The sequence below is a fragment of the Faecalibacterium sp. An77 genome, from assembly GCF_002161315.1.
Classification (GTDB): domain Bacteria; phylum Bacillota; class Clostridia; order Oscillospirales; family Ruminococcaceae; genus Faecalibacterium.
This window is the reverse complement of the sequence record NZ_NFHK01000003.1, coordinates 42,857-67,281: the sequence shown is the minus strand read 5'-3', so window position 1 is coordinate 67,281 and position 24,425 is coordinate 42,857. Positions and strand designations below refer to the sequence as shown.

The following is a 24,425-nucleotide window of genomic DNA, read 5'->3' as shown; positions in this document are numbered from 1 at the left end:
CAAAAAAGCGGAAAAACGCCCCTTCCCAGCGAAGGACCGGTTGGGAGGGGCGTTTTGGGGTTGGGGGATTAGAGTCCGGCTTCCAGCTGGGCTTTCAGATCCAGGATGCGGGCGTGAATCCGGGCGATGACCTCCCGGAACACCTCGTCGCTCTGGCCGGTGGGGTCCTCGAGGCCCCAGTCTTCCCGGCGGCGGCAGGGCAGCGCCGGACACTGGACGTTGCAGCCCATGGTGATGACCACATCCACCGGGGGCAGCTCGGACAGCAGCTTGCTGCGCTGGGTCTGCTCCATGTCGATGCCGTAGATCTCTTTCATCAGCCGGACGGCGTCGGGATTGATCCGGGGCTTGGTCTCGGTGCCCGCCGAATAGCTGTCGAACACGTCGGCGGCCAGATGGCGGCCCAGGGCCTCGGCAATCTGGCTGCGGCAGGAATTGTGGACGCAGACAAAGGCGACTTTGGGCTTGGTCTCCATGGCGATCACCCTCTGGCTTTCTGGATCAGGGCCTTGATCTGGTCCCGGCTGGGAACCTGGCCGTAGGACGCCACCTTCCCGTCCACCACCAGGGCCGGGGTGGACAGAACGCCATAGGCGGCGATCTGGGCGAAATCGGTGACGTGGCCCACCGGCTCGTCCATGCCCAGGTCGGCCAGAGCGGCCCGGGTGGTATCCTCCAGGGCGTGGCACCGGGCGCAGCCCGAGCCCAGCACCAGAATGCGGGCGTTGGTGTCGGCCTGAGGGGCCGGGCAGCTGCAGGAACAGCCGCAGGCGGATGCTTCTTTCTTTTTGTCAAACAGTCCCATACAAGTTTACCTCCTGTGTCAGATGAAAAGAATGGACAGTGCGTTGAAAAGGTAGCCGGCCGTTACAATGCCGGCGGCGCAGACTCCTACAAACAGGGCCAGCAGCCGGGGCTTGACGACCTTGCGCAGCAGAACCAGAGAGGGCAGAGACAGGGTGGTGACCGCCATCATAAAGGAGAGGACGGTGCCCAGCTGAGCGCCCCTGGCCAAGAGTGCCTCGGCCACCGGGATGGTGCCGAAAATATCGGCGTACATGGGGATGCCGGCGGCGGTGGCCAGCAGAACCCCCAGAGGACTGCTGCTGCCCAGCAGGGCCTCCACCCAGCCCTCCGGAATCCAGTTGTGAATCCAGGCGCCGATTCCCACGCCCACCAGAATGTAGGGGAAAACCTTTTTCCAGGTGGAGACCATCTGGCCCCGGGCATAGAGCAGGCGGTCCCGCTGGGTCAGGCTGGGGGCGTCCATCAGGGCGCCCGGCGCCGCCCGGACAAAGGGCTCGATGTCGTCCTCCATGTGGAGATGCTCAATGGCGGTGCCGCCGGCCACCGCAATGGCCAGGCCCAGCAGCACATACAATACCGCTACCCTGGCCCCGAACATGCTCATCAAAAGCAGCAGGCTGGCCAGGTCCACCATGGGGGAAGAAATCAGAAAGGAAAAGGTGACCCCTAGAGGCAGCCCGGCGCTGGTGAAGCCGATGAACAGCGGGATGGAGGAGCAGGAGCAGAAGGGGGTCACGGTGCCCAGCAGGGCGGCGATGAGGTTGGCGCCGATGCCGTGGAACCGGCCCAGAATCTTCCGGCTGCGCTCGGGCGGGAAATAGCTCTGGATGTAGGAGATGCAGAAGATCAGCACACAGAGCAGAATGGTGATTTTCAGCACATCGTAGAGGAAAAACTGGACGCTGGCCCCGAGACGGCTGGACAGGTCCAGCCCCAGAGCCTCCAGGCCCCGGCCGATGGCGGCGTTGAGCCATTTCATGCCCAACACCTGGTCCTGTAAAAATGTCCCGATACCCATAAGAATACCTCGCTTTGCGGATAATTCATCAAAATATTTTGATGTGTAGCCCCGAAACAAGCGCCATTCCATCGAATGGCGCAGGTGCGGACAAGATGCAGAGGGCTGAGTACGCCCGGCGGCTCACTCCCTGCCCCGGCGGCAGGCGCAGCCGGAGCTTGGGGCTTCGGCGTCGGGGGTGGTGAGCTGGCGCAGCAGGTCCAGAGCGGCCTCCCGCCCTTCCCGGCTCAGCCGGTAGTGGGTCCACTTGCCCTCCTGACGGCTCTCCACCAGGCCGGAATCACAGAGAATCTTCATGTGATAGGACAGGCCGGACTGGGTCAGGTCCAGGGGCTGCTGCAGGACGCAGGCGCACTTTTCCCCGGTGCGCAGCTGTTCCAGAATGGCCAGCCGCTTGGGGTCGCACAGGGCCTTGAACACCCGGGCCTGCTGCTGATACAGTGTTTCCATAGCCGTATTCCATCCTCACAACATATCAAAAAGTTTTGATGGATGCAGTATAGCCCAAAACCGGCGGCCTGTCAACAGGGAAAAGAAAATTTTCCTGCGGGCCCGGTCCGGGGACCGGATTTTGGGGACGTTCATAGGGATTTCATGAAGGGTTTACATTTTTCTCTCTTTCCATGAGAACGAAAGTATGGTAAAATGTCGATAGGATGCCCGCGTCCTTTTTTCCTGGCCGGATGGGAGATGGAAAAGCCTGTGTGGTTTTCCCGGCGGGAGACGCGGGCTTTGGTATCTGTGCCCCGGGGCGTCTGGGACGTTGAACGCCGGGGCCTGCGATGAAGGAGTAGGAGAAGCACTATGGTTCGTATTACTATGGAAGACGGCGGTGTCATCGACATCGAGCTGGACAAGAAGGCCGCCCCCATCACCTGCGAGAACTTTGAGAAGCTGGTGAAGTCCGGGTTTTATGACGGCCTGACCTTCCACCGGGTGATCCCCGGCTTTATGATTCAGGGCGGCTGCCCCCTGGGCAACGGCACCGGCGGCCCGGGCTGGAAGATCAAGGGCGAGTTCCTGGCCAACGGCGTGGCCAACCCCATCCGCCACACCCGCGGCGTGGTCAGCATGGCCCGTGCCGCTGACCCCAACAGCGCCGGCAGCCAGTTCTTCATCATGCACCAGGATGCACCCCACCTGGACGGCCAGTACGCAGCCTTTGGCCACGTCACCGCCGGCATGGATGTGGTGGACCGGATTGCTTCGGTCCGCACCGACTGGAACGATAAGCCCGCCACCCCCGTTCGGATGAAGAGCGTGGTCATCATCGGGGAGTAACCTTCCCTGCGGGCCGGAAAACCGGAACAGAAAAAACACAGCGCCCCCGTTCAGGCCCAGCGGCCCGGACGGGGGCGTTTTTGTCTGGATTTCCCGGCGGAGGCCGGACGATGAAAGAAGCGCAGGCCGTTTCACAAAGAAACACCCCCGGGTTTCCGGGGGTGAAAAGCAATTAAAGGCCTATATACAAAGCGTTATATTACAATCTGTTATAGAGGCCGGAGCTCCAGGCCTTCCTTTTCGGCCAGCTTGCGGCCCATCAGGACGCCCATGACGCTGGCCATCATCAGGCCGCGGGTCCAGCCCGAGCTGTCGCCCAGGCAGTGGAGGCCCTGAATGTTGGTGTCCAGGTTCTTGTCCATCTTGACCTTGTTGGAGTAGAACTTCAGCTCAGGGCTGTACAGCAGGGTCTCGTAGGCGGCGAAGCCGGGCACCACCATGTCCAGCATCTTGATGAACTCAATGATGTTGGTCATGGCCCGGTAGGGCATGGCGGCGGTGATGTCGCCGGCCACCGCGTCGGGCAGAGTGGGCCGGACGTTGCTGCGGGCCAGTTCCTCGGGCCAGGTGCGCTTGCCGTCCAGAATGTCGCCGTAGCGCTGGACCAGAATGTGGCCGGCGCCCAGCATGTTGGTCAGCTCGCCCACCTTCTGGGCGTAGGAAATGGGCTGGTTGAAGGGCTCGGTGAAGTTGTGGGACACCAGAATGGCCAGGTTGGTGTTCTCGCTCTTCTTCTCCTTGTAGCTGTGGCCGTTGACCACTGCCAGGTCGTTGTCGTAGTTCTCCTGGGCCACAAAGCCGCCCGGGTTCTGGCAGAAGGTGCGGACCTTGTTCTTCCAGGGGCGGGGGTAGCCGATCAGCTTGGACTCGTACAGCACCCGGTTGACCTTTTCCATCACCTCGTTGCGGCACTCCACACGGACGCCGATGTCCACGGTGCCGGGCTTGTGGGCGATGTGGTGCTCCGCACAGAGCTTTTCCAGCCAGTCGGCGCCCCGGCGGCCGGTGCCGATGACCACCGTGTCGGCGTAGATGGGGCGGGATTCGCCGTTCTTTTCCCGCACCAGGACGCCGCGGCAGACGTCCCCGTCCAGCAGGATGTTCTCACACTCGGTGGAGAACAGCATCTCCACGCCGCCGGCCTGCAGGTGTTTTTCCACCGCCAGGTACAGCTGATGGGCCTTTTCGGTGCCCAGATGGCGGATGGGGCAGTCCACCAGCTTGAGGCCGGCCTTGATGGCGTTTTTGCGGATTTCGCGGATGTCCTCGCCGGTGTAGATGCCCTCCACATGGGGGTCTGCGCCGAAGTCCAGATAAATCTTGTCGGTGTAGTCGATGAGCTGCTGGGCGAAGTTTTCGCCGATGAGGGAGGGCAGGTCGCCGCCCACCTCATAGGACAGGCTCAGTTTGCCGTCCGAGAAGGCGCCGGCGCCCGAAAAGCCGGTGGTGATGGCGCAGGTGGGCCGGCAGTTGACGCAGTAGCCCAGCTCGGCCTTGGGGCAGCGGCGCTGCTCCACCGATTTGCCCTTCTCTACCAGAAGGATCTTCTTTTTGCTGCCGTGGCGCAGCAGCTCGACTGCGGTGAAGATGCCGGCAGGGCCTGCGCCCACAATAATCAGGTCGTATTTTTCCATGGTCGTGTTTCCCTTTCTATGCTACTGCCGCGTCTGCGGCAGAAAAACGGGGTTATTCCTGGTTCACTTCGGCGCTCTCGTCCACCGTGTCCAGCTCTCGGGCGGTGGATATGGTGTCGGTGGAGGCATAGTCGCCCCCCACCACCCCGTCGCCGTTCAGGTCCATGCCGGTGACCGATTCCAGCATGGACTGGGTCTCAGGATGAAGCTTGTTGAACCGGCGGATGGCCAGGGCCGTATAGATGGCGCCGCCCAGGTTGAAGGCGCCCTCGATGAGGAGGATGATGCCGATGCCCATGACCAGGGTTTCCATGGCGCCGAAGGGGTCAAAGATCATGATGCCGCCCAGCACCACGCTGAGCAGGGCCAGCAGGATGAACCATTTCCAGCTGGGATAGCCGCAGCGGCGCAGTTCCAGGGCGTTCTGGATCCGGCCCAGGCTGTCGAACAAAACGAACAGGCCGAACACCACCGGCAGAATCCGCACCACAATGTCGCTGCGCAGGATCAGAAAACCGCCCAGGCCCAGGCAGACCAGGCCCGAAATCAGGGTGAACTGGCTCTGAAAGACCTTGTGTTCCGCGGTGAAATACCGGATCAGCTGGACGGCGGCGCAGGCCAGCACCACGCCTCCCAGGGCGTAGCAGACGATGTTCAGGGCCAGGCCGGGCACGGCCAGCAGAAAGATGCCCAGAGCCAGATACAGCAGGCTCATCAGGATCAGGTTCCATTTGAGATTTTTCATAGTCGGATGCCTCCTTTGGGGCGGGTCCCTTTTTCAGTATTCCACGCGGGAACGTCTTTTGCACACCGCGTCTGTACACAAAAGATGGGCAGAATGCACCCGCACCCTGCCCATTGTGCAGACAGCTTTCCGGCGTCAGCCCAGCTGCTTTTCCTTGGCTTCCACTGCGGCCAGAATCATCTGGACACAGGCGTCCTTGCCCAGGGCAGCGTTGACGCTCAGGTCATAGTTGTGGACGTCGCCCCAGCGGTTCTGGGTGTAGTAGTTGTAGTAGGCGGCGCGCTGACGGTCGGTCTTGTCGATCTCGTCCCGGATGCCTTTTTCAGTGGTGGCCTTGACGATGGGGTTGGTCTTGGCGTAGACGCGGCGCCATTCCACCGGGGCGTGGACAAAGACGTGGAGCACGTCGGTCCGCTCCCGCAGGACGTAGTCGGCGCACCGGCCCAGAATCACGCAGGGGCCTTCATCGGCCAGCTTCTTGATGATCCGGCTCTGCAGGATGAACACCTGGTCGCTCAGGGGCAGGTCGGTGCCCATGGTGTACAGGCTGTACAACAGGCTGTGGGTGTGGCGCTTTTCGCTGGCCGCGACAGCTTCCTCCGACAGGCCGGAGTCCTTGGCTGCCATGGTGATCAGCTCTTTGTCGTAGAGCTTGATGCCCAGCGCGTCGGCGACGTCCTGTGCGATATAGCGCCCGCCCGTGCAGTACTCACGGCTCAAAGTGATGATCGTTTTTGCCATAATTGTTCCTCCCATCTTGTTGGGGCGGACCCGGAAAGCGTCTTTGCGCCTGCCTCTGGGCCGGACAGTCCGGGCCGGGGGCAGACGGGACAGTCTTTTTTGGATTCACCCTGGAACCGCCGCCCTGCCGCAGCCGCAGAGCCGCATGGGAGCAGCGCTTCCGTTAAACAGTCGGGCGCGGGGCCCGGCTGCTGTGTTTCAACGCTTGGCCGGCCGGTCAGCCGGCGGAGGCGGCCGTGTGGGGCGGCAGAACCATCTCGGCTACCCGCATGGTGCCGGTCTGATCCACCGCATAGATGCAGCAGCGCCCCTCGGCGCCGGCCAGATCGGCGGGGAACCGCACCCCGCCCGCTGCCGTCCGCTCCATCCGGTGAAAGGTCTTGTGGGCGGTGGTGGCGTGGGCCACTCCGTCGTAGATGGTGCAGGCGATCCAGCCGCTGAAGGAATCGGGCAGGAGGTCCCGCCCGCCCTTTTGGGTAAAGAACCACTCCCCGTCGCCGCCGGCTTCCAGCCCGCAGCGGATGCGGCGGGGCCGGGTGGTGGCGATGGTGCGGGGCTTGGGCCGCAGAATGATGGCCCGCCCGGTGAAATAACGCTGAAAATCCGCCACCGACATGGTGCGGGCCACGCTGCCGCTGTCGGCGGTGGGGTCGTTGAGCAGGACAAAGTTGGCCATGACGTCGTCGTCATGCCCGAAGCCCCGCAGGGCCATCCACACCCGCACCGGCTCTTTCTGGCCGGCCAGGCGGGTTTCCATCTCGACGCCTACCGAGCAGCCGTCGTGGATCTGGGCCCGCAGGTCTTTCAGGTCCAGCCAGCCCAGCCAGCTGGGATAGCCGCAGCAGGCCGCGGCCGCCACCGCATAGGCGGCGTTGTGGACGCTGGTGGTGGCCCCGTCCAGCATGGTGTAGGCCACTTCCTCGGGCAGAATATCCTCGCCCCACCGGTTCATCAGGGACGCCATCACCAGGGACAGGTCCATCTCCCGGCCAAAGCTGGGGTCGCGGCCTTCCAGGCTGTATTCCGGCAGGTAGAGCCGGTGGTTGGAGACAGCGCCGTCCTGCCGGTCCCAGGCCAGGGGCCGGACGGCGGCAGCCAGCAGGCGGACCGCCGGGGTCACCTTGCTGTCGTTGGAGGAGAGGTTCACCTGGAGCTGGATGCCCACCGCTCCGCCGGGGGCGGCCACCGTGACGGTGTCCCCCATCAGAAAGACCAGGCCGTCCTCGCTCTGGGTGTGAACGCTGCGCCGGGGATAATCGGGAGCCCATTTGCCGAAGCTCATCCAGCTGGTCCAGTCCCCGTTGGCATACACCCGGCAGCGGACCTCCAGCATGGTGTTGTCGGGGGCCAGCGCGTTCCAGCTGACGTTCAGGTTGCAGAAGGCCGGCATGGCCAGCTCCGGGGAGGTATAGCTGCCGTAGGGCAGATACCGGCCGGCCGAGCTGTCCAGCACCAGACAGCCGTTTTCCAGGGCCACGTTGTCCAGCGCGCCCCGGGAAAAGGTCTCGGTCCCCTGCAGAATCAGGTTGTTTTTCTGTTCCATCCTGCGCCCTGCCTCTCTGCGGCGCTCATTCGCCGCTGCCGCTGCCGTCGGACGAAGGGTCCTCGTCCTCTGCATAGTCGGCGGCGAGGGCGGCGGACAGCTCGGCGTCCTTCTTGGCGCGGATCTGCTCCTCCACGTGGAACACCCGCTCCAGATCGCCGCTGACAATCTGGCAGCAGATCTCACAGGTGAACCAGAAGCCAAAGACGATCATCAGCAGCAGGCCCAGAGGCATGCACAGGATCACCAGGCCCCAGAACAAAATCTGGACGATGGATGCCGCCAGAGCATGGGGCAGGAAGGCCAGCATGCAGCGGATGCTGTTGGCCAGGGTCTGGTGGAAAGGCTGGTCCAGCAGGACCACCTGGGGCCACATATAGGCGAACAGCATGTGAAAGACCACCAGGTTCAAAACCGCGGCCACCCACATGCCGGTGCCCACATTGACCCCCTGGGCCAGCATGCTGAAGCAGAAATAGACGATGAAAATCTGCAGGGTAACCACCGCGCAGTAGAGGATGCCGGGCAGGATGCTGGCCTTGAAGTTCTGGCGGAACGCCCGGCGGTAGGTGGTCCACCAGTAGCCCGGCTCATCCCGCAGAGCCCGCAGGACGGTGTCGTACATGCCCGCCAGCACCGGGCCGGCCAGCACGCCGCCCACCACGGCGCTCACCACCATCACCGGCAGGCTGTTCATCAGAAAGCCGATGTACACCAGGCAGATCACCGGGATAAAGCCCAGGCAGGTCAGCAGGTTGGCCAGGAACATGCCGTTCATGTCCCGTCCCACCAGCTCGAAGAAACGGCCCAGACCGGTCTTGCGGGGCGTGTCCTTGTCTACGCCGCGGCCGTCCTTGAAGTCATTTGCGCTCGGAAAAAGTCCCATTTGTCTGTTCCCTCTCTCGGGTCTCTGTGCAAAACGCCCAGTCCCCGAAACATATTTCCTTTATACATCTTACATAATACCCGTATTTGGTGGATTTTGCAAGACCTTGGACCCCGCGCTTTTGTAAAAAAAGTGTTTCGATCTCCCATTTTGCCCCAATCTGTGTTACAATACAAATGAAATCATCAAAAATACAACAAACCAACTGGGAGGGGACCTCGTTGCAGATTCTTTATATTCTGCGAACCATCGCAATGTATGTGTACATGTTTGGCTATATGCTGCTGTTTTACGGCACCCTGCGCCGGGCCGAAAAGGCTGCCGCCGCCGGCGACCGCGAGACGGTGCGCCAGATTGTCAACTACCACATTCCCCGCTGGTGCCGGGGGCTTTTGCGGGTGGCCGGCGTCAAGATGACGGTGGAGGGGGTGGAGAACATCCCCGCCTCGGGCCCGGTGGTCTTTGTGGGCAACCACCGCAGCTATTTTGATATCCCCATCATGCTGGTGGCGCTGGACCATCCCCATGGCATCCTGGCCAAGGAGGAGCTGGCCAACATTCCCCTGCTGAGCCGCTGGATGAACCTGCTGGGCTGCGTCTATGTCAAGCGGGAGGACGTCCGGGGTTCGCTGCAGGCCCTGAAAGACGCCTCCGACGTGGTCAAAAACGGCGAGAGCTTCACCATTTTCCCCGAGGGCACCCGGTATAAAGGGGTGGAAGGCGGCGCAGGCGAGTTCAAGGCCGGCGCCTTCCGCATCGCCATCAAGACCGGCGCCCCGGTGGTGCCGGTGGCCATCAGCGGGGCCCGGGCCCTGTATGAGGACCACGGCTGCATCGTCCGCCCGGGCAGCGTCCGCGTCACCATTCTGCCGGCCATCCGCACCGCCGGCATGAAGAAGGAAGAACAGACCCAGCTGCCCCAGGCGGTGCGCCAGAACATTCTGGCGGCCATGAGCCGGCTGGAACAGACCATTTTGTGACGGCGCCGCGCCGCGAGGGAGAGAAACACCTATGGCAAGCTACCGCTATGAACGCGACATCAAAGAGGAGGATATCCGCCCCCTGAAGGAGCGCCAGTACACCCGCAGGGAGCGGTGGAACAACTGGTGGGACTACAACCTGAAATGGGTGATTCTGGGCGCCATCGTGGTGGGGTTTGTGGGGTACTGCTTCATCGGACAGTACTTCTTCACCGTCCACCCCGACTACAACGTGGCGGTGGTGGCCCCCTACTACCTGCCCGAGGTCACGGTGGAGGCCCTGCAGCGGGAGCTGGCGGCCTTTGGCGAGGACCTGAACGAGGACGGCGAAGTGGTGGTGACGGTGAACGTCTACACCCTGGACTACAGCGAGAACGACGACGCCTATATGACCATGGCGGGCACCACCCGCCTGGCCGCCGACGTGCAGGGGTCTCTCAGCTCCATTTATATCCTGTACGACCCGGCCAATTTTGAGGAGTCCACCGGCGCCCTGCGCTACCTGGACGGCAGCCTGCCCCAGGGAGATTCAGACGATGACTGGTGGAATATGGTCTATCGCTGGACCGACTGCCCGGTTCTCACCGGCCTGGACCTGGGCAGCTACGGCCCCGACGCCACCCAGTCCAACACCGGCGACAGCCAGGAATATATGAGCTCCTTCTATGTGGGCTTCCGTGGCGCGTGGAACAGCGCCTCGGCGGAGAGCATCGCTCCCGGGGAACCCATGTGGGAGCAGCTGACCGCCGGAGCCGTCTCGACGGCGGCGGAGGAGCCGTGAAAGGGGCCCGGCTGCGGGTGGTGCGCCGGTGGAAAAAGCCGGCGGCGCGGCCCGGGACGGCCGCCTGTCCCCCGCCCCGCCCCGCCGACCTGGACAACCCCTACAGCCCCTGCTATACCCGGGCCCGCTCCTTTGCGGAGCTGATGCCCCGGCACAAACCCAAAAGGTGACTAAATGTCCTGTGCGCAGACTGCGCACAGGACATTTTTTCTTGTGGATTTTTCCGTATTTTGACCCGAAAAGAGGCCTGAAAACTGATTCTCCCGCGATTGTGCGCCGGTCCCGTTTATGGTATACTGATGGTGACAAGAAATCAGATGACATTTGAAAAAATTTGATTTGAAAGGGAGTGATCCGCGATGGATCAGCTGGAACAGGCCCGGCGGGAAATCGACGAAGTGGACGCACAGCTGGCGGCGCTGTTTGAGCGGCGGATGCGGGCGGTGGTGCAGGTGGCCCAATATAAAAAGGAACACGGCCTGCCCATCCATGACCCCGCCCGGGAGGAACAGGTGCTGGAGCGGTCGGCCCAGCGGATTGAGGACCCGGCCCTGCGGCCTTATTATCTGGATCATGTCCGGAACCGGATGGCGGTGGCCCGCCAGTATGAGGCGCTGCTGCTGGGGCAGAACCGGGTGGCCTATCAGGGGGTGGAAGGGGCTTTTGCCCACATCGCCCTGAAAAACCTGTTCCCCCACGCCGAAGCAGTGAGCTGCCCCACCTGGGACGAGGTGTTCAGCCGGGTTTCGGAGGGAGACGCCGCCTATGGCGTAGTGCCCTTTGAGAACAGCCATGCCGGGGACGTGTCGGCGGTGCTGGATTTGTGCTACAACCACCCGGAACTGTGGGTGGTGCAGGTGTACGACCTGCCGGTGCGGCAGAACCTGCTGGTGCTGCCGGGGGTGACCCTGCCCGAGATCCGGCACGTCTACAGCCATCAGCAGGCCATCTCCCAGAGCGAGACCTTCCTGAAACAGATGCGGCTCCCCTGCACCGCCGTGGCCAACACCGCCATGGCCGCGAAATACGTGGCCGAGAGCGGCGACCGGACCCTGGCGGCCATCGCCAGCCGGGAGACCGCCGACCTCTACGGCCTGGAGGTGCTGGTGCCCGACATCAACACCGACGGAGACAACACCACCCGCTTTATTGTCATCAGCCGGGAAAAACCCACCCGGGGCAACCGGTTTTCCCTGCTGTTCACGGTGGACAACAAGCCTGGCAAGCTGGCGGCGGTGATCCAGAAGATCGGCGCTTCGGGCTTCAATATGGAGTCCATCAAGAGCCGGCCCATGCCCCGCATGCCCTTTGAATATTATTTTTACGCCGAGCTGGTGGGCGATCCCGCCGGGGCCGAGAGTGAAGCCCTGCTGCGGGACCTCGACAGCACCTGCCGGACCGTACGCATGTTAGGAGTGTATACAAAATGAGTGAAGCGTTTCTCGGCACCAAACTGACCATGAACCTGGGCTCCCGCAGCTATGAGATCATTCTGCGCCGGGGTGCCCTGCAGAACCTCTATCAGTTCGCCAACCTCAACCGCCGGGTGGCGGTGGTCACCGACAGCGGCGTGCCGGAGATCTATGCCCGGCAGGTGGCCGACCAGTGCCGCGAGTCGGTCATCATCACGGTGCCCCAGGGCGAGGCCAGCAAGAGCATGAAAACCCTGGAATCGGTCCTGAACCAGATGCTGGCCTTTGGGATGGGCCGCGGGGACCTGGTGATCGCCGTGGGCGGCGGCGTGGTGGGCGACCTGGCCGGCTTTGCGGCGGCCATCTATATGCGGGGCATCGACTTCATCAACTGCCCCACCACCACCCTGTCCATGATTGATTCCTCCATCGGCGGCAAGACCGCCGTGGACCTGGGGGACACCAAGAACATTGTGGGCGCCTTCTGGCAGCCCAAGCTGGTGATTGTGGACGCCGATACCCTGTCCACCCTGCCCCGCCGCCACTACATCAACGGCCTGGCCGAGGCTGTGAAGGCCGGCCTGCTGGCCGATCCCGAGCTGTTCGGCATCTTTGAAAACGGCGACATCGACGCCGATATCGATACCATCATCTACCGCAGCCTGAAATTCAAGAAGGGCATCGTGGAGCAGGACGAGACCGAGCGGGGCGCCCGCCGGGCCCTGAATTTCGGCCATACCATCGGCCACGGCATCGAGGCGGTGAAGGGCATCAAGGGCCGCCGGACCACCGGCCTGTACCACGGGGAATGCGTGGCTCTGGGCATGCTGCCCATGATCGAGAGCAACGCCCTGCGCAAGCGGACCCGGGCGGTGTACCGGCGTCTGGGCCTGCCCACCCGCGCCGGCTTTGACAAGGAAAAAGTCTACGCCGAAATGCTCCACGACAAGAAGGCCCAGGGCGGCCAGATCACCGTCATCAAGGTGCCGGGTCTGGGCTGCTGGCGGGCCGAGAGCATCCCGGTGGAGGGCCTGCGCGCCCTGCTGGGTCTGGAGGAATAAGGGATGAAAAACACCTTTGGCTCCAGCCTGAGCCTGACCATTTTCGGGGAGAGCCACGGCGCCGCCGTGGGGGCGGTGCTGGACGGCATGGCCGCCGGGGTTCCGGTGGACGAGGCCGCCCTGGCTGCCCTGATGGATAAGCGCCGGGCCCGGGGAGATGGCCTGTCCACCGCCCGGGTGGAGGCGGACGCCGTCCGCATCCTGTCCGGCGTGGTGCAGGGCCACACCACCGGCACCCCCATCACCCTGATGATTGAAAATCAGAACACCCGCAGCGGCGACTATGCCGCCACCGCGGCCCTGCTCCGGCCCGGCCACGCGGATTATACCGCCTACGCCCGGTATCGGGGCTTTCAGGATGCCCGGGGCGGCGGCCACTTCTCGGGCCGGATCACCGCCGGTCTGGTGGCGGGCGGCGGAATCATCCTGGGGGCCCTGGAACGGGCCGGGGTCCGGATTGTGACCCACATTGCCCAGTGCGCCGACATCAGCGACACCCCCTTTGACCGGGACCACCCGGAGGCTCTGGCCGCGCAGGCCGATGCCCTGGCCGGGCGGGGCGCAGGCTTTGCCCTGCTGGACCCGGCGGCGGAAGCTCCCATGCAGGCGGCCATCCGGGCCGCCGGCGCCGAGGGGGACAGCGTGGGCGGCATTCTGGAAACCGCCATTCTGGGCCTGCCCGCCGGGGTGGGCGAACCCTTTTTCGACAGCGTGGAGAGCCAGCTGGCCCATCTGGCCTTTTCGGTGCCCGCCGTCAAGGGGATTGAATTCGGCGAGGGCTTCGGCTTTGCGGCCCTGCGGGGCAGCCAGGCCAACGACCCTCTGCGGATGGAATCGGGCCGTGTGGTCACCGAGACCAACCGCAACGCCGGGATCAACGGCGGTCTGACCAACGGAATGCCGGTGGTGTTCCGCACCGTGGTCAAGCCCACCCCCAGCATCTATAAAGAACAGCACACCGTGGATTATACCGCAGGGGAAAACGCCCTGCTGTCCATCAAGGGCCGCCACGACCCCTGTATTGTGCCCCGGGCGGCGGTGGTGCAGACCTGCGCCGCCGCGGTGGCCATCGGGGACCTGATGACCGCCCGCTATGGGGAAATCTGGATGGTGCGGCCGGAGGATTTCCGGGCTGAGGAGGGCTGCTGAGATGGAATACGGTCTGATCGGCTCCAAGCTGGGCCACTCCTACTCCAAGATCATCCATGAGCGGCTGTGCGGCTACAAATATGAGCTGCATCCCCTGCCCACCGAGGCCGAGGCCCGGGCCTTTCTGGAAGCCCGGCCGTTCCGGGCCATCAACGTCACCATCCCCTACAAGCGGCTGGTGATGGAATACTGCGACCAGATCGACCCCCGTGCCGCCGCCATCGGGGCGGTGAATACGGTGGTCCACCAGGACGGCAAACTGTACGGCTACAACACCGACTATATGGGCTTTGCCTGGCTGTGCAGCAGCCGCGGGGTGGAGTTTCAGGGACGGACGGTGCTGATTCTGGGCACCGGCGGCACCCACAACACCGCCGCCGCCGTGGCCAGGGACCAGGGCGCGGCCCGGGTCCTGACGGTGAGCCGCCATCCCGACCCGGCCAAAGGAGAGCTGTCCTATGAGGAAGCGGTCCGGTCGGGGGCACAAATTGTCATCAACACCACCCCGGCGGGGATGTACCCCGACGTGGGAGTCTGCCCGCTGGACGTGGCCGCCATGACCGGCCTGGAAGCGGTGGTGGACGTGGTGTATAACCCGGCCCGCACCGAGCTGCTGCTCCGGGCGGAGGAGGCCGGGGTCCCGGTGACCGCCTGCGGCCTGGAAATGCTGGTGGCCCAGGCGGTGTACGCCGCGGAATATTTCCTGGACACCCCCTTTGCCGACCGCGCCGGGGAAATCCGCCGGGGTTCGGCGGACCTGCGGGCGGAAATTCTGAATATTTCCCTGGTGGGTATGCCCTCCTGCGGCAAGACCACCCTGGGCCGGGCTCTGGCCCGGAAGCTGGGCCGTACCTTTGTGGACCTGGACGAGGAAATCGTCCGGGCGGCGGGGTGCAGCATCCCGGAGATCTTTGAGGCTCAGGGCGAGGAGGGATTCCGGGCCCTGGAAGCTGAACAGGCCGCCCGCTTTGGCAAAGAGAGCCGCCTGCTGATTTCCTGCGGCGGCGGAGCCGTCAAGCGGGCGGAAAACGTCCGGGCCCTGCGCCAGAACGGCGTGATTCTGTTCATTGACCGGCCGCTGGAGGCGTTGACGGTGGGGGGCGGACGACCCCTGTCCTCCAGCCCCGAGGCCCTGCGGACCATGGAAGCCCAGCGCCGGCCCCTCTATGAGGCGGCAGCGGACGCCGTTGTCCGGAATGACGGCACGGTGGAGCAGGCGGTGAGCCGGGCTCTGGCCGCTCTGGACAACCTGTTTGGATAAATCCTTCCTCTGCGGCGCTGGACCGGGCAGACGGATTCAGTGGGAAAGTAGACGAGGCTGAGAGGGAAGCGCCCCAGCCGCCGCCGGGAAGCGATGAATATGACAAAGAAAGGAACGATTCCCCATGATTATTTCCACCAAAAAAGGCACTCCCCAGGAAGAACTGGACAAGATTGTCGACAAGTTCGAGAAACAGGGCCTGTCGGTGACCCTCATCACCGGTACCGACTACAACGTCTTTGGCCTGGTGGGCGACACCACCAAGCTGGACGAGCGGGATATTCTGGCCAACCCCTGGGTGGATAACGTCACCCGCGTGTCGGCCCCCTATAAGCGGGCCAATCGCCTGTTCCACCCCGCCGACTCGGTCATCGACTGCGGCGGCATCAAGATTGGCGGCCATGAGAAGATCGCCGTCATGGCCGGTCCCTGCAGCATTGAGAGCGAGGAGCAGGCCAAGCGGATCGCCGCCGGCGTCAAGGCAGGCGGTGCCACCCTGTTCCGCGGCGGCGCCTATAAGCCCCGCACCTCTCCCTATGCCTTCCAGGGCCTGGAGACCGAGGGCATTCTGGACATGGTGAAGGCCCGGGAGGCCACCGGCCTGCCCATCGTCTCCGAGCTGATGAGCGAGGACCGGATCCCCGAGTTTGAGGAATACGTGGATGTGGTCCAGATCGGCGCCCGGAATATGCAGAACTTCCAGCTGCTGAAGGCAGTGGGCAAGATGCACAAGCCGGTTCTGCTCAAGCGGGGCCTGTGCAACACCATCGAGGAGTGGATCATGAGCGCCGAGTATATCATGGCCGGCGGCAATGAGAACGTCATCCTCTGCGAGCGCGGCATCCGCACCTTTGAGAAGTACACCCGCAACACCCTGGACCTGTCGGCTGTGCCCATCATCCACGAAAAGACCCACCTGCCTGTGGTGGTGGACCCCAGCCACGCCACCGGCAAGGCCAACCTGGTGGAGCCCATGATGATCGCGGCGGTGGCCGCCGGTGCCGACGGCCTGGAGGTGGAGGTCCACTATGACCCCCGCCACGCCTGGAGCGACGGCGCCCAGTGCCTGACTCCCGATGCCTTTGCCCAGGCCATGGCCAAGTGCCGCCAGGTTGCCTGGGCCATCGGCCGGGATATGTAAGGGGTGCGGGCCCAGATCAGGCCGGGGCCGGCTCCGGCCGGGGTCCTGGCTGCCCCGCCCAGCAAGAGCATGGCCCACCGGGCGGTGCTCTGTGCGGCTCTGGCGGAAGGAACCTCCCGCCTGTCCAACCTGGCCCACAGCCAGGACATTGACGCTACCCTGGCCGCCGCAGCCGCCTTTGGGGCGGCGGTGGAGCCGGGGGACCATCAGGCCCGCATCACCGGCGTGGGTTTTCCGCGCCCGGCGGCGGGCCCGGTGGACTGCTGCGAGAGCGGCAGCACCCTCCGCTTTTTGATTCCGATGGCGGCCCTCACCGGAGCGCCGGTGACCTTCACCGGCCGGGGCCGTCTGATGCAGCGCCCCCAGAGCGTCTATCAGGAGCTGTTTGCCCGGCAGGGCCTCCGCTTTGAACCGGCGGGGGATGCCCTGACGGTGGCAGGCCCCCTGCAGGCCGGCCGGTTTGAGCTGGCGGGGGATGTGTCCAGCCAGTTTGTCAGCGGCCTGCTGTTTGCTCTGCCCCTGCTGGCGGGGGACAGCACCCTCTGCCTGCGCCCGCCGGTGGAAAGCCGCAGCTACATCCAGATGACCCGGGCGGCCCAGGCCGCCTTTGGGGTGGAAAGCCGCTGGCTGGATCAAAACACCCTGCTGGTGCCGGGAAACCAGCGCTATACCGCCCGGGATGCCGCCATTGAGGGCGACTGGAGCCAGGCGGCCTTTCCGGCGGTGCTGGGAGCTCTGGCCGGGGACGTGACCGTCACCGGCCTGGACCCCGACACCCTCCAGGGGGACGCCGTCATCCGGGAGATCCTCCGGGACTGCGGCGCAGAGATTCATCCGGCAGCGGACGGGGTCCGCTTTGTCAAACGTCCCCTGCACGGGGTGGAGATTGACCTGGCCGACTGCCCCGACCTGGGGCCCATCCTGATGGTTCTGGGCCTGTTTTGCGGAGGGAAAACCGTTATCCGCAACGCCGGCCGCCTCCGGCTCAAGGAGAGCGACCGGATTGCGGCCATGGAGCAGGAATTGCGGAAGTTCGGCGGCAAGATCGAGAGCGAGGGGGGCACCATCACGATTTGGGAGAGTGCCCTCCATGCCCCGCAGGAACCTCTGGACGGCCACAATGACCACCGGGTGGTCATGAGCCTGACGGTGCTGGCTGCGGCGGCGGGACTGCCCGCCGTCATCGAGGGGGCCGATGCGGTCCGCAAAAGCTGGCCCGATTTCTTTGCCGCCGTGCGGCAGCTGGGTGTGGAGGTGGAATACCATGCTTGACCGATCCAAACGCTATCTCGTGGTGGGTCTGGGCCTGCTGGGGGGCAAATATGCTCTGGAGCTGACCCGGGCCGGCTTTGTGGTGGATGGCATCAACCGCAGCGAAAAGCATTTGCAGTATGCCCTGGACAAGGGGTACATCCGCAGCGGCAAGACCCGGGACTTCGAGGACCTGGTGTCGGGGGCCGACCACATCATTTTTGGCCTGTACCCCACCACTTTGCTGGAGTGGTTCAAGACCTACGGGCATCTCATCAAGCCCGGCTGCATCTTCACCGATGTGTCGGGCGTCAAGACCGGGCTGGTGGACCGGATTCAGGATATGTGCCCGCCGGGGGTGGAGTTTATTGCCAGCCATCCCATGGCGGGCCGGGAGACCTCCAGCGTGGAGCACGCCGCCGAGGTGAACTTTGCCCCGGCCAACTTCATCATCACCCCCACCGCCCGGAACACCCCCAAAGCCATTGTCTGGGCCACCGAGCTGGCCCAGGTTCTGGGGTTTGAGCACATTTCCACCCTGACGGTGGAGGAGCACGACCGGATGATCGGCTATGTCAGCCAGCTGTGCCATGCCATTGCGGTGAGCCTGATGTGCGCCAACGACAACACCGCCCTGTGCGAGTATACGGGCGATTCCTTCCGGGATCTGACCCGCATCGCCAAAATCAACGAGACCATGTGGTCGGAGCTGTTTTTGTGGAACAAGGACAACCTGATTGCAGAGATCGACCAGTTTGACGCGGCGCTGGCCCAGATGCGGGCCGCGCTGGCGGCCGGGGACCGGGAAGGGCTGGAGGAAATGTTCCGGCTGTCCACCCGGCGGCGGGCCATGTTCGACAAAAAGACACCCGGCTGAACCTGGAAAGGAGGGTCCGCCCGTGGCCAGACAGGAAAAGCAGAAGCACAAGCTGCTTGCCCTCGCGCGCATTTTTGAGACAGAAACCGACGAAAACCATCGTCTGACGGTGCCGCAGCTGGCCCAGATGCTGGAGGCCCAGGGGATTCCCTGTGAGCGCAAGAGCATCTACACCGACATCGACGCCCTGCGGGAGATCGGCTACGACATTGTCCTGCAGCGGGGCCGGGGCGGCGGATACTGGCTGGCCCACCGGGCCTTTGAGCTGGCCGAGCTCAAGCTGCTGGTGGACGCAGTTCAGAGCTGCCGGTTCATTCCCCAGGAAAAGACCGGCGCCCTCATCAGCAAGCTGGAACAGCTGGCCTCCCACCATGAGGCGGCCCAGCTGCAGCGTCAGGTGTATGTGGCGGGGCGGCCTCGCAGCCAGAATCCCCAGGTCCTCTACACCATCGACGCCCTTCACGAGGCCATTAACACCGGACGGCAGGTATCCTTTCACTATGCCAACGGCAAGGACCACACCGTCAGTCCCTGGCAGATGGCCTGGGACGGCGGCAGCTATTATCTGATCGCCTACCAGGATTACAGCCAGCCGGCGGGGATCCGGCATTACCGGGTGGACCGGATGAGCCATGTGAAGGTTCTGCAGGATCAGCCCTGCTGCGGCAAAGCCCTCTACGATCAGTTCAGCCTGCCGGTGTATTTGAAAAAGCACTTTAATATGTATGGGGGCCCGGAATACCGGGTGACCATCCGGTGCGCGCCGGATCTCCGGGAGACCATGATCGACCGGTTTGGCCGGGACGTCATTTACATCGACGAAGCGGACGGATTTTTCCATTTCACCACCCCAGTCTGCGTCAGCGGGCCTTTCCTGGGCTGGGTCTGCGGTTTTGAGGGCAAGGTCACCATCGTGGCCCCCGCCGAAGTCCAGGCCCGCCTGGCCGCCCTGGGCCGCACCCTCTCCTCCACCTACTTTTTCGAGAAAAAGTAGGCAAAAAGCTTTTCACCTGGTACCGCTGACTGCTGTGGTCCTCACAAGGCCCTGCCAGCGACAAGGTTTCAGCCGCTTTATGAGGTTCCCGGGCTGCGCCCCGGTGCGATGCAAACCCCGACATGGCCTGTTTATCCCAAGTTTCAGCGGCGTTCTGCACCGGTATATCCCCAAAATTGATCAAAGGCAAAACCCTCGCTCCATTTGGGGCGGGGATTTTTATTTTCAAGTGCAGTTTTGATTTGGTTTTGGCCGTTTTTCTGCCGCTCGGGATGACATGGATTTTTGCCCGTTCACCGCCCCAAATTTTTGAATCAGAGACCAAAACCGGGGAAATCTCCTCCGCCCCTCCCGTCCTCAAAACGGCTTGTATCCAAGATGGACCTTCCCAAACTATATAAAATTAAGCAAAAATGGAAAATCTTGAAATCGGGTCTTGACACCGGGGGGGGTATGGTATTATAGGCACACAAAGGAAAGGACCTTCCTTTGAACCTGTTTTGGGTCTCTATCTTTTTACACCATCAAGGAGGAAAAATTCATTATGAAACTCAAGAAGATTGTTTCTCTGGCACTGGCCGGCATTCTGGCCGTCAGCATGCTGACCGCTTGTGATAGCAAAGGTGGCTCTTCTTCTGAGCCCACCGAGCCTGTTGATACCTCGATTGCTACTGTTCTGAACGACGCTCAGGCTGACAACGAAGTTAAGGCTGACTTTACTTACAGCAACGATGCAGAGAAGGCTGTCGAAAAGGCACTGGCTGCATATGGCAGCGATGCAGAGGTTAAGGACGTCAAGACTGTTGTTACCGATGCTCTGAATGTTAGCTCGGTGAAGAGCGTTGTTGCTCTGTATGAGTATAATACCACTGAGCGTACCTATGTTTACGTTCTGAAGGATCAGAGCAGCATGACCGACGAAGCTCTGATGAAGAGTGTTGCCAGCAAGATTGATTTTGCAAGCCTGCAGAGCGAGGCCAAGAATGGCGGCATTAAGTATAGCTTTAACAATGAAGGCACTGTTGCAATGGTTAAGAGCGAGACCATCAATGGCAATGTCAACCGCTATGTTGTGGTGACCATTACCTGCACCACTACCTCTGCTGTGGATCAGTAAGAAGCTATTCTATTACTTATAACAAATACAGAGCACCATACTGTATTTGATGTAAGGGGCTGACAGGTGAGAGACCGCCTGACGACCCGGGTAATAACCCATCCGATGTGGCGACAAAGGGGAATGTCTAACCAATATTCCTTCTGTTGTTGATCGCACCAAAACAAAAGAACTTTTGCGTCACGAAAGATAGGGTCCCTCTGCGAGGGCCGGCTCTCACGAGCTGGCCCTCGCATTGTTTGTTGTGGGGCAAACACAGCGACCGCGTCCAGCGGACGAAACAGGGAGCTGTGTTTGGCGCAGCGCTCCAATTTTCACAAGGGCGCGTTGCCGCCCGCTAGGAAAATTGGCTAAGCGCAAGAGGAAAGCACGCAGGGCTGGGGGAAATAAAAATCCCCGCTCCTTTTGCAGGAGCGGGGATTTGTGATTTTATAGAGCTTTTCTGCGGGTCAGAAAATCAGGCTATGAGGTAGTTTGCATCGTACCGGGGCACAGCCCCAAACGCCGGGAGCGAGCCTAAGCGTAAAGGCCCCGCGGAACTGCCGGAGACCCGGAAACTGTATGGTACCCAGTAAAGCTTTTTGCCAAGCTTTTTCTCGAAAAAGCGGGAGGTTATTGGAAGGCGCCGGTGATGCTGCTGATAAAACCGCCGGTGCCGGACGTGCCGCGGGCCACCTGAATGCGGAAATTGAAGGCGGGGCTTTTCTCTGCATCCTTGTTGTCAAACAGGATGTTGTGGCCTTCCCGGACGGCGGCGGTGGCGTCCTGCCAGACAGGTTCGGGGTCCAGGGCGTTGTTGGTGACCTCCACCCTGTAGTCGGCGTCGGCCGGGATGGTTCCGCCCACCGTGAGGGCGGCCACCGAAATGGGCGAGGATGCCACTATGGGCTGGACCATGGTCAGGCTGGCCGAAGTGGCCGCCCGGGTAAACAGCAGGGACAGGGAACTGGAGGCCATCCCGTCGCTGGCGGTGACTTTCAGGGTGTGAGAGCCGTTGGCCAGCTGCAGAAAGGTTTTGCTGTCGTTGACGGCGCCGAAATGCTGCGGCGCGCCGGAAGCCGCCGTCAGGGTGCGGGTGGTCTGGGTGTCCAGCTGTTCGGTCAGGGTGACATCGGCGCCCTCGGGATCGGTGGCGGTGTATTCCAGCACAAAGGGCGCATTCCGGATGCCCAGATTGGTGCCGTTGGTCCCGCTGGGACTGGTGATGGTGGGGGCGGTGTTGGGCTGGAGGTTGCCGCTGTCGTCCACCAGCAGCGAGGAGGGGAGGATAAGGATCGGCCGGATGCCGTAGCTGCTGGATGCTTCACGGTAGGTACAGTCGCCCGAGGTGCTGGAAACAATCCAGACGCTTTTGCTCTCCTCGGCGTAGGGCGAACGGGTCCAGTACCAGGTGGGGGTGCCGTTCAGGCTGGCGATGCGGCGGGTGTCGGCGGTGCTGAACCCCTCGAAGTATTTCAGGCACTTGCCGTCGGCGGTCATGCCGGTTTTGTCCTCGGAGGTCCAGCCCAGCTCGTAGGCCGAGAGCAGAAAAATCCGGGTTTCCAGGCCGTCGGCGGCGCTGTGAAGGACGGCGTCCTCCAGATAGGGGATTTTCACCGTCTTGACCTGGGCCTGGACGGTGCTGTCCAGAAGAGGCAGAAAATTCTCGTTCAGCCAGGTATGGATGCCCGAGGCCCCGTACTTGTTGGAACTGCCCCAGAGCCGTTTGGTGTGCAGGTCTTTCATCATCAGCCAGGTGCCGTCGCAGCTGGCGTCGTAGAGGGTGGAATCAGGGTTGCCCTGGTGCACAATGATAAATTCCTGAGCGGTGCCGTCTACCTTTAAAGAAATGGTGCTGCCCACAGAGAGGGCAGACAGAATGGATGCCATAGCAGAAACTCCTCCTTTCAGAATTCGATGCGGGCTTCATCGGCGTTCCAGATGCCGGTGACCGTCAGGTTGTCCAGGGTGCGCAGATCCGCCGTAAAGGCGTGCTCGGTCACAATGGTGTCATATTTCAGCTCCAGAGTTTCCACCCGCTGGCTCAGGCTCTCCATGCTCTGTTTCAGATCATCCAGGGCGGCGGTGTGGGCGGCGCCCAGGGTGGAGCGGGCCGCGGCGCGGTCCTCGTCGGTCCAGCCGGCCCCCTCCCAGAGGGTGGCCAGGGCCAGCTTGACCGCCAGAGGCACCAGACTGGGAGTCAGGGGCGACCAGCCGTTCTCCATAGCGGCCAGCTGCTGGCTGGTGGCGGGGGTCAGGCGGAGTTCGCCCTGGGCGGTGAGGGTCAGGCCATAGCCGGACCCCAGTTTGATGGGACCGGCCTCCTGGGCGGTGGGCTTGTCGGTACGGCGGACAAAGCTGGTGAGGTCGGATTCGGGGATGGTCTCGGTGGTGACGTCGCCGGTCTCGCTGTCGATGGCCTGGATGCGCAGCAGGCACCCGGCAGCAGGGGCGGCGGGCAGGGGCAGGGCCCCCACGTCGCCGGCGTCCAACTGAACCCGTCCGCCCTTGCCGTTGACGCTGATAACAGAACCCTCCCCGGGGGCGACGGCTTCCGCCCGCTGGGCGGCCGCCTCGGCCCGGTCTGCGCTGGCACTGGCTGCCTGAGCCTGGGCGGCGGCCGCCTCAACCTGTTCACCTGCGGCGGACACAGTGGCCTCGGCCTGCCCGGCGGCATCGTCGGCTTTCTGGGCGCTCTGGGCCGCGGCCTGGGAGAAGTTTTGGGCCTCCTCGGCGCTGGCCATGACCTGGGCCACGAACTGTTCGTACAGGGAGGAAGAAGGCGGCTCGGCGTCGCCGTCAGTGGGGAGGGTTTCCCAGGTGTCGTAGCTGCCGGGCTGGGTGTAGGCGGTGTAGCCTGCGCCGTCGGTGGCGGTGAGCATCCACCGGCCTGACCGGGCCGCCGTCAGCCGCCGGTCCACCTTCACCTGGCCGGAGCCGTCCAGCAGCAGGGGAGCCGGCAGGGCGCCATCGGCCTGTTCGATGTGGAGGGAAACGCTCTTGCCGGCCCATTCCTCCGGCAGGGTGAAGGCCAGGGTATCCACCCCTTCGGCGTTCTGGCTGCCCAGATGGAGCCGCGCGGGGCAGGGGATGAAATCGGTACAGCCCGAGAGCTGCCGGACTGTGATCTCAATGTGCATCATGTTGGGTGTGATCCTTCCTTTCCCGGGGTGCGGCGGGCGCGCCCCGCTTGATGGGTGTTGAGGGGGAGAAGAACCGGCCGGTCCGAAATCGCCGCCCGCTGGTTTCGGAGGAGGAAAAACGGGCGGAATACAGCCGGCCTGCCCCTATTGTAACGGCCCGCCGCCCGGAGGGACAGCGTGTCCTTTTGGCGGGCAAAAGCTGCGCGAAAAAGTGGATTTTTTTGCTGCTGGCAGGGCCTCCCATGGGAAAAATTGCATCCAAATGGAAAAATAAATGTTAAATTTCTGTTACAGTATTGCGGGGGCTTTTCGATCGAAAATCGGAGGATGGAGACGGAAAAACCAAAGTTGTGAGAAAAAGATTGTATAAATTGCACGAAAAAGAACGTCAAAAAACTAACGATTTGCCGATTGCCGATTTGACAAATCGCGGCTCGTCTGCTAAGATAGGACAGCTGCCTTGATGTGTCCAACGCACGATGCAGCGAATAAAACAGACAAAGAGAGATGTTAAGCGCCGTCCTTTTGGCGGCGGCGCCCGGCGGCGTTCCGGGACATTAAACCGGCCAACAGCGGGCGGAGGAAGCAGCCCGCAAACAAAGCCAAACTGTAAAAAGAGAGGAG

24 protein-coding genes are annotated in these 24,425 nt (G+C 62.9%); 13 read left to right on the top strand and 11 right to left on the bottom strand.

Features of this window, described 5'->3' with window-relative positions:
* Nucleotides 1–68: 68 nt before the first annotated feature.
* From B5G28_RS02220 to B5G28_RS02205, 4 genes are all read right to left on the bottom strand, one after another.
* Nucleotides 69–476, bottom strand: coding sequence for an arsenate reductase ArsC (locus B5G28_RS02220; protein WP_087246139.1), 408 nt, complete (start codon nucleotides 474–476; stop codon nucleotides 69–71).
* Nucleotides 477–481: 5 nt separating this feature from the next.
* On the bottom strand, nucleotides 482–805 hold the full coding sequence (locus tag B5G28_RS02215) for a thioredoxin family protein (protein ID WP_087246017.1): 324 nt from the start codon (nucleotides 803–805) through the stop codon (nucleotides 482–484).
* 18 nt (nucleotides 806–823) lie between these two features.
* Nucleotides 824–1,825, bottom strand: coding sequence for a permease (locus tag B5G28_RS02210; RefSeq protein ID WP_087246015.1), 1,002 nt, complete (start codon nucleotides 1,823–1,825; stop codon nucleotides 824–826).
* Nucleotides 1,826–1,948: 123 nt separating this feature from the next.
* The gene (locus B5G28_RS02205; protein ID WP_087246013.1) at nucleotides 1,949–2,275 is read right to left on the bottom strand and encodes a metalloregulator ArsR/SmtB family transcription factor; all 327 of its coding nucleotides are present in this window, start codon (nucleotides 2,273–2,275) and stop codon (nucleotides 1,949–1,951) included.
* 354 nt (nucleotides 2,276–2,629) lie between these two features.
* On the opposite strand from B5G28_RS02205, the gene B5G28_RS02200 reads away from it, so the two are divergent.
* Nucleotides 2,630–3,106 (top strand): peptidylprolyl isomerase, encoded by a 477-nt coding sequence (locus B5G28_RS02200; protein WP_087246011.1) that lies wholly within the window; start codon nucleotides 2,630–2,632, stop codon nucleotides 3,104–3,106.
* Nucleotides 3,107–3,315: 209 nt separating this feature from the next.
* On the opposite strand, the gene B5G28_RS02195 is transcribed toward B5G28_RS02200, so the two are convergent.
* The 5 genes from B5G28_RS02195 to B5G28_RS02175 all read right to left on the bottom strand — a co-directional run bounded on the left by B5G28_RS02195 (nucleotide 3,316) and on the right by B5G28_RS02175 (nucleotide 8,655).
* Entirely contained in the window at nucleotides 3,316–4,740 is a 1,425-nt protein-coding gene (locus B5G28_RS02195; RefSeq protein ID WP_087246009.1) for an FAD-dependent protein, read from the bottom strand.
* Nucleotides 4,741–4,792: 52 nt separating this feature from the next.
* Nucleotides 4,793–5,485 carry a DUF308 domain-containing protein gene (locus tag B5G28_RS02190; protein WP_087246007.1) on the bottom strand — a complete coding sequence of 231 codons (693 nt, stop codon included), beginning with the start codon at nucleotides 5,483–5,485 and terminating at the stop codon, nucleotides 4,793–4,795.
* 135 nt (nucleotides 5,486–5,620) lie between these two features.
* Nucleotides 5,621–6,226 carry a cytidylate kinase-like family protein gene (locus B5G28_RS02185; protein WP_087246006.1) on the bottom strand — a complete coding sequence of 202 codons (606 nt, stop codon included), beginning with the start codon at nucleotides 6,224–6,226 and terminating at the stop codon, nucleotides 5,621–5,623.
* 217 nt (nucleotides 6,227–6,443) lie between these two features.
* Nucleotides 6,444–7,769 carry a hypothetical protein gene (locus tag B5G28_RS02180; protein WP_087246004.1) on the bottom strand — a complete coding sequence of 442 codons (1,326 nt, stop codon included), beginning with the start codon at nucleotides 7,767–7,769 and terminating at the stop codon, nucleotides 6,444–6,446.
* Nucleotides 7,770–7,794: 25 nt separating this feature from the next.
* The gene (locus B5G28_RS02175; RefSeq protein WP_087246002.1) at nucleotides 7,795–8,655 is read right to left on the bottom strand and encodes a DUF624 domain-containing protein; all 861 of its coding nucleotides are present in this window, start codon (nucleotides 8,653–8,655) and stop codon (nucleotides 7,795–7,797) included.
* A 221-nt stretch (nucleotides 8,656–8,876) separates the two neighbouring features.
* Here B5G28_RS02175 and B5G28_RS02170 point away from each other — a divergent pair, with 221 nt between their 5' ends.
* From B5G28_RS02170 to B5G28_RS14775, 12 genes are all read left to right on the top strand, one after another.
* Nucleotides 8,877–9,635 (top strand): lysophospholipid acyltransferase family protein, encoded by a 759-nt coding sequence (locus B5G28_RS02170; RefSeq protein ID WP_242967439.1) that lies wholly within the window; start codon nucleotides 8,877–8,879, stop codon nucleotides 9,633–9,635.
* Between the two features lie 31 nt (nucleotides 9,636–9,666).
* Nucleotides 9,667–10,416: a hypothetical protein gene (locus tag B5G28_RS02165; protein ID WP_087245999.1), complete on the top strand. Its 750-nt coding sequence runs from the start codon at nucleotides 9,667–9,669 to the stop codon at nucleotides 10,414–10,416.
* Nucleotides 10,413–10,586: a hypothetical protein gene (locus B5G28_RS14635; RefSeq protein ID WP_158099573.1), complete on the top strand. Its 174-nt coding sequence runs from the start codon at nucleotides 10,413–10,415 to the stop codon at nucleotides 10,584–10,586. The genes B5G28_RS02165 and B5G28_RS14635 overlap by 4 nt, the downstream gene beginning before the upstream one ends.
* A 189-nt stretch (nucleotides 10,587–10,775) precedes the next feature.
* Nucleotides 10,776–11,846 (top strand): bifunctional chorismate mutase/prephenate dehydratase, encoded by a 1,071-nt coding sequence (locus B5G28_RS02160; RefSeq protein ID WP_087245997.1) that lies wholly within the window; start codon nucleotides 10,776–10,778, stop codon nucleotides 11,844–11,846.
* Nucleotides 11,843–12,889 carry a 3-dehydroquinate synthase family protein gene (locus B5G28_RS02155; RefSeq protein ID WP_087245995.1) on the top strand — a complete coding sequence of 349 codons (1,047 nt, stop codon included), beginning with the start codon at nucleotides 11,843–11,845 and terminating at the stop codon, nucleotides 12,887–12,889. Before B5G28_RS02160 ends, B5G28_RS02155 begins: the two co-directional genes overlap by 4 nt.
* 3 nt (nucleotides 12,890–12,892) lie before the next feature.
* The gene (gene aroC, locus B5G28_RS02150; RefSeq protein WP_087245993.1) at nucleotides 12,893–14,038 is read left to right on the top strand and encodes a chorismate synthase; all 1,146 of its coding nucleotides are present in this window, start codon (nucleotides 12,893–12,895) and stop codon (nucleotides 14,036–14,038) included.
* Nucleotide 14,039: 1 nt separating this feature from the next.
* Complete coding sequence (locus B5G28_RS02145; RefSeq protein WP_087245991.1) at nucleotides 14,040–15,299, top strand: shikimate kinase; 1,260 nt, start codon at nucleotides 14,040–14,042, stop codon at nucleotides 15,297–15,299.
* A 124-nt stretch (nucleotides 15,300–15,423) separates the two neighbouring features.
* Entirely contained in the window at nucleotides 15,424–16,440 is a 1,017-nt protein-coding gene (gene aroF, locus B5G28_RS02140) for a 3-deoxy-7-phosphoheptulonate synthase (RefSeq protein ID WP_087245989.1), read from the top strand.
* Between the two features lie 3 nt (nucleotides 16,441–16,443).
* Entirely contained in the window at nucleotides 16,444–17,712 is a 1,269-nt protein-coding gene (gene aroA / locus B5G28_RS02135; protein ID WP_242967438.1) for a 3-phosphoshikimate 1-carboxyvinyltransferase, read from the top strand.
* Complete coding sequence (locus tag B5G28_RS02130) at nucleotides 17,705–18,568, top strand: prephenate dehydrogenase (RefSeq protein ID WP_087245987.1); 864 nt, start codon at nucleotides 17,705–17,707, stop codon at nucleotides 18,566–18,568. The genes aroA and B5G28_RS02130 overlap by 8 nt, the downstream gene beginning before the upstream one ends.
* 22 nt (nucleotides 18,569–18,590) lie before the next feature.
* A complete protein-coding gene (locus B5G28_RS02125; RefSeq protein ID WP_087245986.1) occupies nucleotides 18,591–19,562 on the top strand; it encodes a transcriptional regulator in 972 nt (323 codons plus the stop codon).
* Nucleotides 19,563–20,106: 544 nt separating this feature from the next.
* Nucleotides 20,107–20,679: a hypothetical protein gene (locus B5G28_RS14775; protein WP_087245984.1), complete on the top strand. Its 573-nt coding sequence runs from the start codon at nucleotides 20,107–20,109 to the stop codon at nucleotides 20,677–20,679.
* Nucleotides 20,680–21,291: 612 nt separating this feature from the next.
* Here B5G28_RS14775 and B5G28_RS02115 read toward each other — a convergent pair.
* Both B5G28_RS02115 and B5G28_RS02110 read right to left on the bottom strand, forming a co-directional pair.
* On the bottom strand, nucleotides 21,292–22,548 hold the full coding sequence (locus B5G28_RS02115; RefSeq protein WP_087245982.1) for a DUF6273 domain-containing protein: 1,257 nt from the start codon (nucleotides 22,546–22,548) through the stop codon (nucleotides 21,292–21,294).
* A gap of 17 nt (nucleotides 22,549–22,565) precedes the next feature.
* Entirely contained in the window at nucleotides 22,566–23,801 is a 1,236-nt protein-coding gene (locus B5G28_RS02110) for a hypothetical protein (RefSeq protein ID WP_087245980.1), read from the bottom strand.
* Nucleotides 23,802–24,425 lie beyond the last annotated feature (624 nt).